The organism is Limimaricola variabilis, assembly GCF_034371605.1.
GTDB lineage: Bacteria > Pseudomonadota > Alphaproteobacteria > Rhodobacterales > Rhodobacteraceae > Limimaricola > Limimaricola variabilis.
In genome coordinates this window covers 2221863-2238723 of record NZ_CP139691.1, presented here as the reverse complement: position 1 = coordinate 2238723, position 16861 = coordinate 2221863, and the positions used below count along the sequence as shown (strand labels likewise).

The window sequence follows — 16861 nt, the reverse complement described above, 5'->3', positions numbered from 1 at the left end:
CATTGTTCGGACCCCCGGGGGATGCTAGCTGCGACAGGCGCAGGCGCAAGCGGGGCGGACATGGCCACACTCACCATTCTCGGCATTGAATCGAGCTGCGACGACAGCGCGGCGGCGGTGGTGCGCGGCGGGCCGGACCGGGCCGAAGTGCTGGCCTCGGTGGTGCGCGGCCAGGCGGATCTGCATGCCGATTTCGGCGGCGTCGTGCCCGAGATCGCGGCCCGCGCCCATGCCGAGGTGCTCGATCACTGCGTCGAGGCGGCGCTGGAGGAGGCCGGTCTTTCGCTGCCCCAGGTCGACGGCATCGCGGTGACCGCCGGGCCGGGCCTGATCGGCGGCGTGCTGTCCGGGGTGATGCTGGCCAAGGGGCTGGCGGCGGCCACCGGGCTGCCGCTGATCGGCGTCAACCACCTTGCGGGGCACGCGCTGACGCCGCGTCTGACCGACGGGCTCGCATTTCCCTACCTGATGCTGCTGGTCTCGGGCGGGCATTGCCAGTTCCTCGTGGTCGAGGGCGAAGATGCATTCCGTCGTCTCGGCGGCACGATCGACGACGCCCCCGGCGAGGCCTTCGACAAGACCGCGCGGCTTCTAGGCCTGCCGCAGCCCGGCGGCCCGGCGGTCGAGGCCGAGGCGTGGCATGGCGATGCGGGGCGGATTCCGCTGCCGCGCCCGCTGCTCGACCGGCCGGGCTGCGACATGTCCTTCTCCGGGCTCAAGACGGCGCTGCTGCGGGCCCGCGACGCCGAAATGGCCGGGCGGGGCGGCCTGACCCGCGCCGCGCGCGCCGATCTGGCGGCGGCTTTTCAAAAGGCGGTGGTCGAGATCCTGCACGAGAAGACGCGGCGCGCGCTCGAGATCTATCTCGACCGCGCGCCGGGGCGCCCGGCCTTTGCCGTGGCGGGGGGCGTCGCCGCGAACGGGCCGATCCGTGCGGCGTTGCAGGGGCTCTGCGCCGAACGCGGCGTGGCGTTCTCGGCGCCGCCGCTTGGCCTGTGTACCGACAACGCGGCGATGATCGCCTTTGCCGGGCTGGGGCGGCTGGCCGCGGGCGCGACCGACGGGCTGGACCTCGCGGCGCGGCCGCGCTGGCCGCTCGATGCGGGCGCGGCACCGATGATCGGATCGGGCAGGAAGGGGGCCAAGGCATGAGGATCGGGATCGCGGGAGCGGGGGCGTTCGGCGCGGCGCTGGCGGTGGCGCTGGCACGGACGGGCCGCGAGGTAACGCTCTGGGCGCGCGACGCAGCGGCGGTGGAAAAGGCGCGCGAGAACCGCCGGGTCGAACGGCTGCCCGAGATCGATCTGCCGGCGAGCATCGACATTGTCTCGGATCTCGATGCGCTCCTGCCTTGTGACACGATCCTGCTGGCGCTGCCGGCGCAGGCGACGCGCGGCTTCGTCACCGCCCATGCCGAGGCGCTGGCGGGCAAGGTGCTGGTGGCCTGCGCCAAGGGCATCGACCTTACGCGCCTCACCGGCCAGACAGCGATCATCGCCGAGGCGGTGCCCAGCGCCACCCCGGCGCTGCTGACCGGGCCGAGCTTTGCCGCCGACATCGCGCGCGGCCTGCCGACCGCGTTGACGCTGGCCTGCGCTGACGAGGGTTGCGGCGCGGCGCTGCAGGCGGCGCTGTCGACGCCCGGCCTCAGGCTCTATCGCACCGCGGATGTCATCGGGGCGGAGCTTGGCGGCGCACTCAAGAACGTCATCGCCATCGCCTGCGGTGCCTGCATCGGTGCGGGGTTCGGCGACAGCGCGCGCGCCGCTCTGATGACCCGCGGCTTTGCCGAGATGCAGCGCCTCGCCGCCTCGCTCGGGGCACGGCCCGAGACGCTGATGGGGCTGTCCGGTTTCGGCGATCTGGTGCTGACCTGCTCGTCCGAGCTGTCGCGCAACTACCGCTACGGGCTGGCGCTGGGCCGGGGCGAGAGCTTCGACACCGGCACCACGGTAGAGGGGGCGGCCACCGCGCGGGCGGTCACCGACCTGGCCGCCGCGCGTGGCCTGGACCTGCCGATCTCGGCCGTGACCGCGCGCATGGTCGCGCATGACCTCACCCCCCATCAGGCGCTCGACGCGCTGATCAACAGACCGCTCAAGGAGGAAAGCGAATGAGCTTCGCCGTCATCACCCGCGACAAGCCCGGTGCGCTGCAGATCCGCCGCGACACCCGCGAGGCGCATCTCGAATACATCGAATCCACCGGCGTGGTGGCCATGGCCGGGCCGTTCCTCGACGCCGAGGGCAACATGGACGGCTCGCTGGTGATCCTCGAGGTCGAGGACCGGGCCGCAGCCGAGGCCTGGGCCGAGAACGACCCCTATGCCCGCGCCGGCCTGTTTGAGAGCGTCGAGATCCGCGCCTGGAAGAAGGTGATCGGCTGATGCGCTACTGGCTGTTCAAGTCCGAGCCCAATGTCTGGTCCTGGGACGACCAGGTCGCCAAGGGCGATCAGGGCGAGGAATGGGACGGGATCCGCAATTACCAGGCCCGCAACTTCATGCGCGAGATGCAGATCGGCGATCGCGGGCTGTTCTACCATTCAAACATCGGCAAGGAGGCCGTGGGCGTGGTCGAGGTTTGCGCCATGGTGCATCCCGACAGCTCGACCGACGATCCGCGCTGGGAATGCGTTGACATCCGCGCGCTCTATCCCCTTGGGCGCGCGGTGCGGCTCGACGAGATCAAGGCCGAGCCGCGGCTGGCGGAGATGGTACTGGTCAACAACTCGCGACTTTCCGTGCAGCCGGTTTCCGAGGATGAGTGGCGCGTGATCCACGAACTGGCGGGATCGCTGGCCGAGGCATAGCGCGGGGCCGCCATCCGGGGCATTCTGGGCAAAACCGGAGGGACCACGGATGACGTTACTCTCGATCCTGCTGGCGGCGCTGGCATCCTTCGCGCTCGGCGCGGCCTGGTACATGGCGCTGGCCAAGCCCTGGATGGCGGCCTCCGGCGTCAAGCTCGGCGAGGATGGCAAGCCGCTCAACAGCGGCTCGCCGACGCCCTATCTCGTCTCCTTCGTCGCGATGCTGATCATCGCCACGGCGATGCGCTATTTCTTCGGGCTGGCGGGGATTGATACCGGGATCGGCGGGCTGATCGGCGGTCTCGGCATCGGGGCGCTGTTCATCGCGCCGTGGATCACGCTCAACACCGGCTATTCCGATCGGCCATGGTCGCTGGCGGTGATCGATGGCGGCTACGCGGCGCTGGGCTGCGCGGCGATGGGCCTCGTGCTCGGGCTGTTCTGAGGACGGGTATACGGGGGGCGGCACGCTGGCCAGCACCCCCGTTCTCACCCGCGGACTCCCACCCGGCGGATCACTGAAACTGGGGTCTGGCCCTCCTGGCCGACACCGGAAGGCATAGGCCCGAGGGCGATTCGAGGCAAGAATTCCATGCCTCTAACTCGGTGCGAAACCACGCGATTTCCTCAAGGAACCGTCAAGTTCCGTTGCGGTTGACCCCCTGTATCACGGGAGGCTGCCGCATGACATTCACTGCCCAGATCGGCGCTGCGATCGTGGCCCTGATCTTCGCCTCGGTGCATCTGTTCAGCCCCAAGCTGGTGTTCCTCGACCGCACGCCGCGCAGCATCTGGCTCTCGGCGGCGGGCGGGGTGTCGGTGGCCTATGTCTTCGTCCACCTGCTGCCCGAGATGTCCGAGTTCGGCGAGATGGTCGCGGGCGAAGAGGCGGGGCATGGGGGCCTCGCCGGGATGGGGGTCTGGCTGCTGGCGCTGACCGGTCTGGTGGTGTTCTACGCGCTGGAACGCATGGCGCGGCGGCGGGCCGGCAACCGGGACGGCACGGAGTCGCCCGCCGGGGCCTTCTGGCTGCATCTGGGTGGCTTCGGGGTCTACAACTTCCTCGTCGGATACCTGCTCGAGGAGCAGCTGCGCGAGGAGGGCTTCGGCGGCATGATGCTCTATGCCGTGGCGCTGGGGCTGCATTTCGTGGTCAACGACCGCGCGCTCTATGCCCATCACGGGCGGCAATACCTGCATGAAGGGCGCTGGCTGCTCGCAGCAGCGGTGCTGGCGGGCTGGCTTGCGAGCCTCGTGTTCGAGATCCCCGAGGCCTGGATCGGCGGCGGTTTCGGCTTCCTGGCCGGCTCGGTCGTGCTCAACGTCATCAAGGAAGAGCTGCCCGAGGAGCGTGAGAGCCGACTCTGGGCCTTCGCGCTGGGCGCGGCGCTCTACGCCGCGCTGCTCGTGATGGCGTGAGGGGCGGGCCGGCGGGCGGCCCGAGGCCGGTCAGTAGCGGTAATGCTCGGGCTTGAACGGCCCGTCGACCGTCACGCCGATATAGTCGGCCTGCTCCTTGCGCAGCTCGGTCAGCTTGGCGCCGATCCGGCCCAGATGCAGCCGCGCGACCTTCTCGTCGAGCGCCTTGGGCAGGATGTGCACGCCGGGCGCATAGGCCTCGGCGCGGGTCCAGAGCTCGATCTGCGCCAGCACCTGGTTGGTGAAGGAAGCCGACATCACGAAGGACGGGTGCCCGGTGGCGTTGCCGAGGTTCAGGAGCCGGCCCTCGGAGAGCAGGATGATCCTGTTGCCCGAGGGCATCTCGATCATGTCCACCTGGTCCTTGATCCGGGTCCATTTGTGGTTGCGCAGGCTCGCGACCTGAATCTCGTTGTCGAAATGGCCGATATTGCCGACGATCGCCATGTTCTTCATCTCGCGCATATGCTCGATGCGGATCACGTCGCGGTTGCCGGTGGTGGTGACGAAGATGTCGGCTGTGGCGACCTCGTCCTCGAGCAGTGTCACCTCGAAGCCGTCCATCGCCGCCTGCAGCGCGCAGATCGGGTCGACCTCGGTGACCTTCACCCGCGCCCCGGCGCCGCGCAGGCTCGCGGCCGAGCCCTTGCCGACATCGCCATAGCCGCAGACCACGGCGACCTTGCCGGCCATCATCGTATCGGTGGCGCGGCGGATGCCGTCGACGAGGCTCTCCTTGCAGCCATACTTGTTGTCGAACTTGGACTTGGTGACGCTGTCGTTGACGTTGATCGCCGGGAAGGGCAGACGGCCCTTCCTGTGCAGCTCGTAGAGCCGGTGGACGCCGGTGGTGGTCTCCTCGGAGACGCCGCGGATCGCCTCGCGGGTCCGGGTGAACCAGCCGGGGCTGAGCTCCATCCGCTTGCGGATCTGGGCGAAGACCACTTCCTCTTCCTCGGAGGTCGGGACGCCGAGCACGTCCTCGCCCGCCTCGGCCCGCGCGCCCAGCAGCACGTAGAGCGTGGCGTCGCCGCCATCGTCGAGGATCATGTTGGCGCCTTCCTCGAACTGGAAGGACCGGTCGAGATAATCCCAATGCTCCTCGAGGCTCTGGCCCTTCACCGCGAAGACGGGGATGTCCTGCGCCGCGATTGCCGCCGCCGCGTGGTCTTGGGTCGAGAAGATGTTGCACGAGGCCCAGCGGACATCGGCGCCGAGCGCCACCAGCGTCTCGATCAGCACGGCGGTCTGGATCGTCATGTGCAGCGAGCCGGTGATCCGGGCGCCGGTCAGCGGTTTCGCGGCGCCGTATTCCTCGCGCAGCGCCATCAGGCCCGGCATCTCGGTCTCGGCGATCTCGATCTCCTTGCGACCCCAGTCGGCCAGCGCGATGTCCTTGACGATGTGATCCTGAGCCATCGGAGCCTCCTCTGGGCGAGTTCGGGGAACTGACAAGCCAGTTAACACTACGTAAAGGGGCTGACAATTGCGGCGCCGCGCCGCGACATGCTAGGGCCGGGCGGGGTCAAAGGGGGAACGGCATGGCGAAGGCACGGGCGTGGCAGCGGATGCTGTCGGGGCGCAGGCTCGACCTGCTCGACCCGACGCCGATGGATGTCGAGATCGACGACATCGCCCACGGGTTGGCCTTCGTCGCGCGCTGGAACGGACAGACCCGGGGCGACCACGCCTATTCGGTGGCCGAGCATTCGCTGCTGGTCGAGGAGATCTTCGGGCACTGCCATCCCGCCGCCGGGGCGCGTGACCGTCTGGCGGCGCTGCTGCACGACGCGCCCGAATACGTGATCGGTGACATGATCTCGCCGGTGAAGGCGGCGGTGGGGCCGGGCTACGGCGCGCTCGACGCGCGGCTCACCGCGGCGATCCACCTGCGTTTCGGCCTGCCCGCCAGCCTGCCGCTCGAACTCAAGCGCCGGATCAAGCGCGCCGACAAGATCTCGGCCTGGCTGGAAGCGGTGCGGATCGCGGGGTTCTCGGAGGCCGAGGCCGATCGGCTGTTCGGGCGGCTCGACCGCGATCTCGCGACGCGGTTCGAGATCCGGCTGCGGCCGCCGCGCGAGACCCGCGCGGCCTTCGTCGCACGTCATCAGAGCCTGCTCGCCGCGCTTTAAAGCCTCAATTCGCGAACGGGGCCTGCGCGCCCCACAGCTCCCTCACCCGCGCGTCGCGGCCGCAGCCCCCGCGATAGCGCTTGTAGGCTTCGGACTTGGGCACGAAGAGCCCGACCGAGCTTACCGAAAGCCGCTCCGAGGATTTGTAGTAATCCTGATGATAGGCATCCGCCGGGTAGAAGCGTGCGGCGCCGAGGATCGGTGTGACGATCTGGCGGCCCAGTGCCTGCTGCGCGGCCTGCTTGGCGGCCTCGGCCGCCTGGCGGTCACCGGCATCGGCGAAGATCGCGGTGCGGTAGGAGGGGCCTCGGTCGCAGAACTGCCCGCCGGCATCGGTCGGGTCGATCGAGCGGAAGAACAGGTCGTAGAGCTGCCGGGCGGTGACCTTGGAGGGGTCGTAGGTGATCTCGACCGCCTCGTAATGGCCGGTCCCGCCGCCGGTCACCTGTTCGTAGGTGGGGTTGGCCGTGGCGCCGCCGGCAAAGCCGGACACCGCCTCGATCACGCCGCCGACCTTCTCGAAATCGGCCTCGACGCACCAGAAACAGCCGCCCGCGACGGTGATCGTCTCGGTCGATTGGGCCTGCGCCACGGGCGCGAGAAGCGCGACGATGGCGGCAATGGCGAAAGGCATACGGGGCATGGGGTCATCTCCCTCTCTCCTCACGCAATTGTGCGCCACGCGGAAAAGGGAGCAAGACAAGGCTGCGTGATCCGGCCGTGACCGAAGCTGCAGGAGGGGGCGGCGCCGAACCCGAAGGCCCGGCGCCGAGGTCGTCACTTCACCCGGCGGTTGCGAGCGGCCAGCAACTTGAGACGCAGCGCGTTGAGCTGGATGAAGCCCTTGGCGTCGACCTGGTCGTAGGCGCCGGCGTCCTCTTCGAAGGTCACATGCGCCTCGGAGTAGAGGCTGTGATCGGACCAGCGGGCGATGGTGCGGGCGGCACCCTTGTAAAGCTTCAGCCGGACGGTGCCGGTGACGTGCTCCTGACTCTTGTCGATCAGCGCCTGCAGCATCTCGCGCTCGGGCGAGAACCAGAAGCCGTTGTAGATCAGCTCGGCGTAGCGCGGCATGATCGAATCCTTGAGGTGACCCGCGCCGGAATCGAGCGTGATTTGCTCGATGCCGCGATGGGCTTCCAGAAGGATCGTGCCGCCCGGCGTCTCGTAGATGCCGCGCGACTTCATGCCGACGAAGCGGTTCTCGACGAGGTCGAGACGGCCGATGCCGTGCTTGCCGCCCAGCTCATTGAGCTTGGTGAGGATCGTGGCCGGGCTCATCGCCTCGCCGTTGATCGACACGGCGTCGCCCTTCTCGAAACCGATCTCGACGATCTCGGGCTGGTCCGGCGCGTCCTCGGGGTTCACCGTGCGCTGGTAGACGTAGTCGGGCGCGTCCTGCGCCGGGTCTTCCAGAACCTTGCCCTCGGAGGAGGTGTGCAGGAGGTTGGCGTCAACCGAGAACGGCGCCTCGCCGCGCTTGTCCTTGGCGATCGGGATCTGGTGCTGTTCGGCGAACTCGATCAGCTTGGTGCGCGAGGTCAGGTCCCACTCGCGCCACGGCGCGATGACCTTGATCTCGGGGTTGAGCGCGTAGGCGGCCAGCTCGAAGCGGACCTGGTCGTTGCCCTTGCCGGTGGCGCCATGGGCCACGGCGTCGGCGCCCTCGGCCTCGGCGATCTCGACGAGGCGCTTGGAGATCAGCGGCCGGGCGATCGAGGTGCCGAGCAGGTAGAGCCCTTCATAGAGCGCGTTGGCGCGGAACATCGGGAAGACGAAGTCGCGCACGAACTCCTCGCGCAGATCCTCGATGTGGATCGAGGTGGCGCCCATCATCTCGGCCTTCTTGCGCGCGGGCTCCAGCTCCTCACCCTGGCCCAGATCGGCGGTGAAGGTCACCACCTCGCAGCCATATTCGGTCTGCAGCCATTTCAGGATGATCGAGGTGTCGAGACCGCCGGAATAGGCGAGGACGACCTTCTTCGGGGCGGGCTGGGCGGCCATGGGCAATTCTCCGTATGGGCGTTCAGGGGCGTGCGTTAAAGGCTTTCGGCCCTTGGGGCAAGCGCGCCTCGCGGGCGCGAGCGCGGCAGCCGCCCTTCGGCGAAGGCATGCGCAAAGGCGCGGTCGCCCGCATTGCCCAGCCGCGGCGCAGCCTCGGCCAGCGACATCCACAAGGCGCGGTGGCCCGGCTCGGAAGGCGGGCCATGGGGCCGCACCGGGCGGGCGGTATAGATATGGCATAGCTTCTCGCCCCAGATGCCGTAATCGGGCATCCAGACGAAGCGGCGGAAGGCGCCGAGCCGGCGCGGCGCGCCGATCCGCCAGCCGGTCTCCTCGAACACCTCGCGGTGCAGCGCCTGCAGCGGGCTTTCGCCGGGATCGATGCCGCCGCCGGGCAGCTGGATATCCGCCGGGTCGTCGATCTTGCAGGTGAGCAGCAGGTCGCCGCCGCGTTCGAGAATCGCGTAGACTCCGGGGCGGTGGCGGTAGCTCTGGCCGCGCCGCACCTGTTCGCCATGGCGCCGGATCATCCCTTTTTGTCTCCCGACAAGCTTCCTATATGGTCGCGGTATGCCCATCCCCGACACGCAAGGAAACCCCATGAGCCTCGGCGCCCGCATTGCCTGGGACGATACCGTCCTGCCCTTCCAGCTCGACCGTTCGGACATCCGCGGCCGCGTGGCGCGTCTCGACGGCGTGCTCGACAAGGTGCTCGAGCAGCACGACTACCCCAAGCAGATCGAGGCGCTGGTCGCCGAGATGGCGCTGCTGACCGCCCTGATCGGCCAGACCGTGAAGCTGCGCTGGAAGCTGTCGCTGCAGGTGCGCGGCGACGGGCCGGCCCGTCTGATCGCGACCGACTACTATGCCCCCGAGCATGAGGGCGCGCCCGCTCGCATCCGGGCCTGGGCCAGCTTCGACGAAAGCCGGCTCGGCGAGACCGCCGAGCCCTATTCGCTGATCGGCAAGGGGTATTTCGCGATCCTGATCGACCAGGGCCAAGGCAACACGCCCTATCAGGGGATCACCCCGATCACCGGCGAGTCGCTGGCCGCCTGCGCCGAGACCTATTTCGCGCAGTCCGAGCAGCTGCCGACCCGGTTCTCGCTCAGCTTCGGCCGGTCGACCGAGCCGGGCCGCGACGAGAGCTGGCGCGCCGGCGGCGTGATGCTGCAGAAGATGCCCAAGGCCTCGCCCTTCGCCGCGAAGGCCGAGGGCGGCTCGGGCGAGGAGGGGCTGCTCGAGGCGACCGACATCCTCGACGAGAACGAGGGTGAGAACTGGAGCCGCGCCAACATCCTGCTCGATACGGTCGAGGAGATGGAGTTGATCGGGCCGAGCGTGGCGCCTACGGACCTGTTGCTGCGGCTGTTCCACGAGGAAGAGCCGCGCGTCTTCGACCCGCAGCCGGTGCAGTTCGGCTGCACCTGCTCGGAGGCCAAGGTGCGTCAGAGCCTGTCGATCTATTCGGCCAAGGACATCGCGCACATGACGACCGAGGAAGGCATCGTCACCGCCGATTGCCAGTTCTGCGGCGCGCATTACGAGTTCGCGCCCCAGACGCTCGGCTTCGAGGCGACCGAGGGGCCGGACGCCAAGCCTGCCGATGAGAGCGGCGCGACCGCCGGCAAGGCCGCCGGTGGACGGGGCTGACCTCAACATCGAGGCGCGGCTCCGGGCCGCGCTGGCCCGACGGGGCGACGCCTCGTCGGATTACGACATTGACCCCGGCCTGCCCCAGCCCACCGGGCGGACATTGCGGCAGGCCGGGGTGCTGGTCGCGGCGCATCTCGGCGGCGACGGTGACGGGCCACGGCTGTGGCTGACCAAGCGGTCGGCCCGGCTGCGGCATCATCCCGGCCAGATCGCCTTTCCGGGCGGCAAGGTCGATCGGGGCGATGACGGCCCGGTCGGGGCCGCGCTGCGCGAGGCGCATGAGGAGATCGGCCTCGACCCGGATCGGGTCGAGATCCTCGGCACGCTGCCCGCACACGAGACGGTCACGGGGTTTTCGGTGACGCCGGTGGTGGGGTTGCTGCGCGGCCCGTTCGCGCCGGTGCCCGAGGCGGGCGAGGTGGCCGAGGCGTTTTGCGTGCCTTTGGCGCATGTGACCGACCCGACGCGCTTCCGGATCGAGGGGCGGCGTTGGCAGGGGCGGCGGCGGCACTACTATGTCGTGCCTTGGGGCCCCTATTACATCTGGGGGGCCACCGCGCGCATGCTGCGCAGCCTGGCCGAAAGGATGAACCGATGAGCAAGCGGATCGAGGCGGAGTGGCTGTCGAGCGAGGCGGCCCGCGCCGTCACGGAGATGCTGGAGGCGGGCGGTCACGCCGCCTGGTTCGTCGGCGGCTGCGTGCGCAACGCGCTGATCGGGGCGCCGGTCTCGGATATCGACCTGACCACCGATGCGCGGCCCGAACGGGTGGTGGAGCTGGCCCGCGCGGCGGGGCTCAAGCCGGTGCCGACCGGGATCGAGCACGGCACGATCACCGTGGTCGCGCATGGCACGCCGATCGAGGTCACGACCTTTCGCCGCGACGTGGAAACCGACGGGCGCCGCGCCACCGTGGCCTTCTCCGACGATATCGCCGAGGACGCCGCCCGGCGCGATTTCACCATGAACGCGCTTTATGCCGATGCGCGCGGCCATGTGGCCGACCCGCTGGGATCGGGGCTTGCCGATCTCGCGGCGCGGCGGCTGCGCTTCATCGGCGACGCGCATGACCGGATTCGCGAGGATTACCTGCGGATCCTGCGCTTCTTCCGCTTTCATGCCTGGTACGGCGACCCGCAGGGGGGCATCGACCCCGACGGCCTCGCCGCCTGCGCCGAGCTTGCCGAGGGCATTTCCGGCCTCTCGCGCGAGCGGGTAGGCGGCGAGATGCTGCGGCTGATGGCGGCGCCCGACCCGGCGCCCGCGGTCGCGTCGATGGCGATCTCCGGCGTGCTGATGCGAGTGCTACCGGGCGGTGCCTCGGATCCGCTCTCGGTGCTGGTGCATGTCGAGGAGGAGGCCGGGCTCGCGCCGGATCCGATCCGCCGGCTGGCGCTTGTGGGTGGCGAAGCGGCGGCGGAGCGGCTGCGGCTCAGCCGGGCACAGGCGCGCACGCTGCAATCCCTGCAGGAGGCGCTGGGCGCGGGCTGGGGTCCGGGCGAACTGGGCTACCGGCTGGGCCGGGAGCGGGGACTCGACGTGCTGGCGATGAACGCCGCGCTGTCGGGCCGCGAGATCGACCCCGTTTCACGGGAAACCATGGAGGCCGGGGCGGGCGCGGCGCTGCCGGTGAAGCCCGCCGACTTGATGCCGGATTACACCGGCCCGGCGCTGGGAGAGAAGCTGCGCGAGATCGAGGCCCGCTGGATCGCCTCGGGCTTCGCGTTGGAACGGGCCGAACTTCTCCCTTAGGTTGCTTGCGTCTCGAGGGGCACGCGTTTCCCTTTCGGCTGATCCGGATTATATGCCGGTGACACGTAGTCGAGACATCCATGTTCCGTTTCTTTGAAAACCTCGTGGACCCTTACGGTCCCTACGAGCAGACCGACCGTCCGCCGACCCGGCTCTGGCCGTTCCTCAGGGATTACGCGCGCCCCTTCGCGCGGGTGTTCTGGGTCACGGGGATCCTGTCGGTCGTGGTCGCGGTGGTGGAGATCTGGCTGCTGTCCTACATGGGCCGCCTGGTCGACATGCTCGGCAGCGGCGAAGCCGGCGAGGTGCTGGCCCGGCACGGGACCGAGCTTTTGGCGGTGGCCGCCTTCATCCTGCTGCTGCGCCCGGCGCTGCAGGCGGCGCATGTGCTGCTTCTGAACAATGCGATCCTGCCCAATTTCGGCACGCAGCTGCGTTGGCGCGCGCATCGCCACGTGCTGCGCCAGTCGGTCGGCTGGTTCGAGAACGACTTCGCCGGCCGGATCGCGAACCGGATCATGCAGACGCCGCCCGCCGCCGGCGAGGTGGTGTTCCAGATCTTCGACGCGATTACCTTCGCGCTGGCCTATGTCGTCGGTGCGGCGGTGCTGCTGTGGGACGCCGATCCGCGTCTGTTGCTGCCGCTCTTGGGCTGGTTCGCGCTCTATGCGGCGCTGATGCGCTGGACCGTGCGCCGGATCGGCCCGGCTTCGGAGGCCTCCTCCAACGCCCGCAGCGCGGTGACCGGCCGGGTGGTCGACACCTATACCAACATCCACTCGGTCAAGATGTTCGCCCACCACGACCGCGAGATCGAGGGCGCCAGGCAGGTGATCGAGGAGGCCCGTGCCACCTTCCAGCGGGAGATGCGGCTCTACACGATCATGGACGTGGCGCTGTCGGTGCTGAACGGCCTGCTGATCGTCGGCGTGGTCGGCTGGGGCATCTGGCTCTGGGCCGGCGGCTTTGCCAGCGTCGGTGTCGTCGCCGCGGCCACGGCGCTGTGCCTGCGGCTCAACGCGATGACCGGCTGGATCATGTGGGCGGTGACCAACTTCTTCCAGAACCTCGGCGTTGTCTCCGAGGGCATGCGCACCATCGCCCAGCCGATCACGCTCACCGACGATGCGCGCGCCGGCCAGCTGACGGTCACGCGCGGCGAGATCGCGCTGACCGGGCTCAACCATCGCTACGGGCAGGATGCGGGCGGGGTCGGGCCGCTCGATCTGGTGATCCCGGCCGGGCAGAAGGTCGGACTGGTCGGGGCCTCGGGCGCCGGCAAGTCGACGCTGGTGAAGCTGCTGCTGCGGTTCTACGACGCGGAGCAGGGGCGGATCGAGATCGACGGGCAGGATATCTCCGCCGTGACGCAGGACAGCCTGCGCCAGGCCATCGGCATGGTGCAGCAGGACAGCGCGCTGCTGCACCGCTCGGTGCGCGACAACATCCTCTATGGCCGTCCCGGCGCCAGCGAGGCCGAGATGATCGCCGCCGCGAGGCAGGCCGAGGCGCATGACTTCATCGAAAGCCTCGTCGATGGCGAGGGACGGCAAGGCTACGACGCTCAGGTCGGCGAGCGCGGCGTCAAGCTTTCGGGCGGGCAGCGGCAGCGCATCGCACTGGCGCGGGTGATCCTCAAGGACGCGCCGATCCTGGTGCTCGACGAGGCCACCTCGGCGCTGGATTCGGAGGTCGAGGCAGCGATCCAGAAGACCCTCTACGAGATGATGGAGGGCAAGACCGTGATCGCCATCGCGCATAGGCTCTCGACCATCGCCCGGATGGATAGGGTGCTGGTGATGGAAGATGGCCGGGTCGTCGAGGACGGCACCCATGACGAGCTGCTGGCGCGCGGCGGCATCTATGCGCGCTTCTGGGCCCGGCAGTCCGGCGGCTTTCTCGGGCTCGACGCGGCCGAGGCGGCGGAATGAAGAATTTGATCGCTCCGTTCCGGGCCGCCGAGGGGCCGCCGCCGGGCACGTTGCTGCGCTTCCTGCGCTGGGCGCTGTCGGGCAGCTTCCTCGTCACCGGGGTGAGCGCGCTGGTCTCGGTCGCGGCCGGGGTGCTCGAGGTGCTCTCGGCGCTGATCCTGGGCTGGGTGATCGACGCCGCACTGGCCGGAGAGGCAGAGGGCTTCTTCGCCGGCAACGCGGCCCTGTTGCTGGGGGTGGCGGCCTTCTTCGTGCTGCTGCGCCCGGTGGTGCTGGGCGTGTCGGGCCTGCTGCAGAGCGTGGTGCTGTCGCCCTCGATCTACACGCTGGTCCTGTCGCGGCTGCACCGGCACACGCTGGGCCAGGCGGTCAGCTTCTTCGACAACGACTTCGCCGGGCGCATCGCGCAAAAGCAGATGCAGGCGGCGCGGGCCACCACCGATCTCACCGTCGACACGATCCAGACCGTGTTCTTCGCGCTGGCCTCGCTGGTCGGCTCGGTGCTGCTGTTGCTGACCATCGACACGCTGACGGCGGCGCTGCTGGCGCTCTGGCTGGTCGGCTACATCGCCCTGATCAGGCTCTACATGCCGAAGATCCGCGCCACCTCGACGGCGCGGGCGGCGGCGCGGGCCATGGTGACGGGGCAGGTGGTCGACACCATCACCAACATCAAGACGGTCAAGCTCTTCGGACATTCCGACCACGAAGACCGCGCCGCGATCGACGCGATGCACCAGTTCCGCGAGCGCAGCCTGGGCTTCGGCAAGGTCTCGGCGGGCTTCCGGTTCTGGCTGATGGCGCTGGCCGGGGTGCTGCCGGTCCTCGTCACCGGGGCGACCCTGTGGTTCTGGAGCCGCGGCGCGGCCAGCGCCGGCGACATCGCCGCGGCGGGGGCGGTTTCGCTCCGGCTGGCGCAGATGACCGGCTGGGTCAGCTTCACGCTGATGACGATCTATTCCAACCTGGGCGAGATCGAGGACGCGATCCATACCCTGTCGCCCGCGCATGGGCTGACCGACCGCACTGGCGCGGCCGCGCTCGACGTGCGCGCGGGCGCGGTGCGCTTCGAGGATGTCCGCTTCACCTATGGCGGCGGTGCGGGCGGGCTGCGGGGCGTCACGCTCGACATCCGCCCCGGCGAGAAGATCGGTGTGGTCGGCGCCTCGGGGGCGGGCAAGTCGACCTTGGTGGCAGCGCTGCTCAGGCTCTACGATGTGGAACAGGGCCGCATCCTGATCGACAGGCAGGACATCGCCCATGTCACGCAGGAGAGCCTGCGCCGCCGGATCGGCATGGTCACGCAGGACACGGCGATGTTCAATCGCTCGGCCCGCGACAACATCCGCTACGGCCACCCCGATGCCGGGCAGGAGGCGGTGGAACGCGCGGCCCGGCGTGCCGAGGCGCATGGCTTCATCGCCGATCTCGCCGATCCCAAGGGGCGGCGCGGCTACGACGCCCATCTGGGCGAGCGGGGCGTCAAGCTGTCGGGCGGCCAGCGCCAGCGGATCGCCATCGCCCGGGCCCTGCTCAAGGACGCCCCGATCCTGGTGCTCGACGAGGCGACCTCGGCGCTCGACTCGGAGGTCGAGGCGCAGATCCAGACCGCGCTGGAGCAGGCGATGGCCGGCAAGACGGTGATCGCCATCGCGCACCGGCTTTCGACCATTGCGCGGATGGACCGGATCGTGGTCATGGAGGGCGGCCGCATCGTCGAGGAAGGCACCCATGACGCCCTGCTCGAACGCGGCGGGGTCTATGCGCGTTACTGGGCCCGCCAATCGGGCGGGTTCCTCGGGCAGGAGGCCGCCGAATAGAAGAGGACGCCATGACCGAGACCCTGCCGCCGAAGACCCCGCAGCCCGATCCCGCCCCCCGCGGCGAGGTGACGATCGAGACGGTGACGCATCACGGCATGGGACGGCTGGCGGACGGCACGCTGGTGCCACGCGTTCTGCCGGGCGAGGTGGTGACGCTAACCGGGGAAGGGGCGAAGATCGTCACCCCGTCGCCGGAGCGCGTCTCCCCGCCCTGCCGCCACTTCAAGGCCTGCGGCGGTTGCGCGATGCAGCACGCCTCCGACGGATTCGTGGCGGAATGGAAGGCGGGCATCGTGCGCGCCGCGCTGCGGGCGCAGGGCATCGAGGGCGAGATCGCCCGCGTGCTGACCTCTCCGCCCGACAGCCGCCGCCGCGCCCGCCTCGCCGGTCGGCGCACCAAGAAGGGGGCGCTGGTCGGGTTTCACGCCCGCGCCTCGGACACGGTGGTCGAGGTGCCGGGCTGCCGGCTGATGCTGCCGGCGCTCACCGCGTTGATCCCGGCGCTGGAGCGGATCGCCGCGCTCGCGGCCTCGCGCAAGGGCGAGGCGGGCCTGACCGTCACCGACAGCACGGCCGGGCCGGATCTGCATATCGACACCGACAAGCCGCTGACCGAGGAGCTGCGGATCACGCTGCCGGAGATCGCCCGCGAGGCCGGTCTGTCGCGGCTAGTCTGGGGCGACGAGATCGTGGCCGAGCTGGAGCCGCCGGTGCAGCAGATGGGCCGGGCCCGCGTCGTGCCGCCGCCCGGCGCCTTCCTGCAGGCCACGGCGCATGGCGAGGCGGCGCTGCGCGACACGGTGCGCGAAGCCGTCGGCGACGCGGCGCGGATCGTCGATCTCTTCGCCGGCTGCGGCACCTTCACCCTGCCGCTGGCCGAGACGGCCGAGGTTCACGCCGTCGAGGGCGAGGCCGCGATGCTCGCCGCGCTCGATCGGGGCTGGCGGGGTGTGCCGGGCCTCAAGCGGGTGACCACGGAGGCGCGCGACCTGTTCCGGCGACCGCTGCTTGCCGATGAGCTGGGGCGATTCGACGCCGCCGTGATCGACCCGCCGCGTGCCGGGGCACAGGCCCAGATCGCCGAACTGGCCGCCTCTCAAATCGGCGTGATCGCGATGGTGTCCTGTAACCCGGCAAGCTTCGCACGGGACGCAAAAACGCTTATTAATCAAGGGTATGAGGTGGGGCCGATCACTGTGGTCGACCAATTCCGCTGGTCCCCGCATGTGGAGTTGGCGACACGATTCACCCGAAGCTAATCATGCTGCCCGATGCTCGCCCCTAGGCGGCATTTCCCAAATCCGCTAGCTTCGCGCCAAACGGCACAGACCGG

General features: G+C 69.5%; 17 protein-coding genes. 13 read left to right on the top strand and 4 right to left on the bottom strand.

Annotated elements, in window-relative coordinates; translation table 11 throughout:
- Window positions 1–60 precede the first annotated feature (60 nt).
- The 6 genes from tsaD (at window position 61) to T8T21_RS11090 (ending at window position 4230) form a co-directional block, all read left to right on the top strand.
- Complete coding sequence (gene tsaD, locus T8T21_RS11115) at window positions 61–1152, top strand: tRNA (adenosine(37)-N6)-threonylcarbamoyltransferase complex transferase subunit TsaD (RefSeq protein WP_322335635.1); 1092 nt, start codon at window positions 61–63, stop codon at window positions 1150–1152.
- Entirely contained in the window at window positions 1149–2117 is a 969-nt protein-coding gene (locus T8T21_RS11110) for an NAD(P)H-dependent glycerol-3-phosphate dehydrogenase (RefSeq protein ID WP_322335634.1), read from the top strand. Before tsaD ends, T8T21_RS11110 begins: the two co-directional genes overlap by 4 nt.
- The gene (locus tag T8T21_RS11105) at window positions 2114–2386 is read left to right on the top strand and encodes a YciI family protein (RefSeq protein ID WP_183470321.1); all 273 of its coding nucleotides are present in this window, start codon (window positions 2114–2116) and stop codon (window positions 2384–2386) included. The genes T8T21_RS11110 and T8T21_RS11105 overlap by 4 nt, the downstream gene beginning before the upstream one ends.
- Window positions 2386–2811, top strand: a complete 426-nt coding sequence (locus tag T8T21_RS11100) for an EVE domain-containing protein (protein ID WP_322335633.1) — start codon at window positions 2386–2388, stop codon at window positions 2809–2811. The genes T8T21_RS11105 and T8T21_RS11100 overlap by 1 nt, the downstream gene beginning before the upstream one ends.
- 49 nt (window positions 2812–2860) lie before the next feature.
- Window positions 2861–3256: a DUF1761 domain-containing protein gene (locus tag T8T21_RS11095; protein WP_183470325.1), complete on the top strand. Its 396-nt coding sequence runs from the start codon at window positions 2861–2863 to the stop codon at window positions 3254–3256.
- 239 nt (window positions 3257–3495) lie between these two features.
- Window positions 3496–4230 carry a hypothetical protein gene (locus T8T21_RS11090; RefSeq protein ID WP_322335632.1) on the top strand — a complete coding sequence of 245 codons (735 nt, stop codon included), beginning with the start codon at window positions 3496–3498 and terminating at the stop codon, window positions 4228–4230.
- A 30-nt stretch (window positions 4231–4260) separates the two neighbouring features.
- Here the strand turns inward: T8T21_RS11090 and ahcY are convergent, their stop codons facing one another.
- On the bottom strand, window positions 4261–5649 hold the full coding sequence (ahcY, locus tag T8T21_RS11085) for an adenosylhomocysteinase (protein ID WP_183470327.1): 1389 nt from the start codon (window positions 5647–5649) through the stop codon (window positions 4261–4263).
- 122 nt (window positions 5650–5771) lie between these two features.
- Between ahcY and T8T21_RS11080 the strand changes: the two genes are divergently transcribed.
- Window positions 5772–6362: an HD family hydrolase gene (locus tag T8T21_RS11080; RefSeq protein WP_322335631.1), complete on the top strand. Its 591-nt coding sequence runs from the start codon at window positions 5772–5774 to the stop codon at window positions 6360–6362.
- Window positions 6363–6366: 4 nt separating this feature from the next.
- Here the strand turns inward: T8T21_RS11080 and msrA are convergent, their stop codons facing one another.
- From msrA to T8T21_RS11065, 3 genes are all read right to left on the bottom strand, one after another.
- A complete protein-coding gene (gene msrA, locus T8T21_RS11075; protein ID WP_183470329.1) occupies window positions 6367–7005 on the bottom strand; it encodes a peptide-methionine (S)-S-oxide reductase MsrA in 639 nt (212 codons plus the stop codon).
- 134 nt (window positions 7006–7139) lie between these two features.
- On the bottom strand, window positions 7140–8366 hold the full coding sequence (locus T8T21_RS11070; protein WP_322335630.1) for an argininosuccinate synthase: 1227 nt from the start codon (window positions 8364–8366) through the stop codon (window positions 7140–7142).
- Between the two features lie 35 nt (window positions 8367–8401).
- On the bottom strand, window positions 8402–8896 hold the full coding sequence (locus T8T21_RS11065; RefSeq protein ID WP_322335629.1) for an NUDIX hydrolase: 495 nt from the start codon (window positions 8894–8896) through the stop codon (window positions 8402–8404).
- Between the two features lie 70 nt (window positions 8897–8966).
- On the opposite strand from T8T21_RS11065, the gene hslO reads away from it, so the two are divergent.
- From hslO to T8T21_RS11035, 6 genes are all read left to right on the top strand, one after another.
- Window positions 8967–10019 (top strand): Hsp33 family molecular chaperone HslO, encoded by a 1053-nt coding sequence (gene hslO, locus T8T21_RS11060; protein ID WP_322335628.1) that lies wholly within the window; start codon window positions 8967–8969, stop codon window positions 10017–10019.
- Complete coding sequence (locus tag T8T21_RS11055) at window positions 10006–10620, top strand: CoA pyrophosphatase (RefSeq protein WP_322335627.1); 615 nt, start codon at window positions 10006–10008, stop codon at window positions 10618–10620. Before hslO ends, T8T21_RS11055 begins: the two co-directional genes overlap by 14 nt.
- Window positions 10617–11774, top strand: coding sequence for a CCA tRNA nucleotidyltransferase (locus tag T8T21_RS11050; RefSeq protein ID WP_322335626.1), 1158 nt, complete (start codon window positions 10617–10619; stop codon window positions 11772–11774). Before T8T21_RS11055 ends, T8T21_RS11050 begins: the two co-directional genes overlap by 4 nt.
- Window positions 11775–11854: 80 nt before the next feature.
- A complete protein-coding gene (locus T8T21_RS11045; RefSeq protein ID WP_322335625.1) occupies window positions 11855–13705 on the top strand; it encodes an ABC transporter ATP-binding protein in 1851 nt (616 codons plus the stop codon).
- On the top strand, window positions 13702–15525 hold the full coding sequence (locus T8T21_RS11040) for an ABC transporter ATP-binding protein (protein WP_322335624.1): 1824 nt from the start codon (window positions 13702–13704) through the stop codon (window positions 15523–15525). Before T8T21_RS11045 ends, T8T21_RS11040 begins: the two co-directional genes overlap by 4 nt.
- Before the next feature lie 11 nt (window positions 15526–15536).
- Window positions 15537–16787 carry a class I SAM-dependent RNA methyltransferase gene (locus T8T21_RS11035; RefSeq protein WP_322335623.1) on the top strand — a complete coding sequence of 417 codons (1251 nt, stop codon included), beginning with the start codon at window positions 15537–15539 and terminating at the stop codon, window positions 16785–16787.
- Window positions 16788–16861 lie beyond the last annotated feature (74 nt).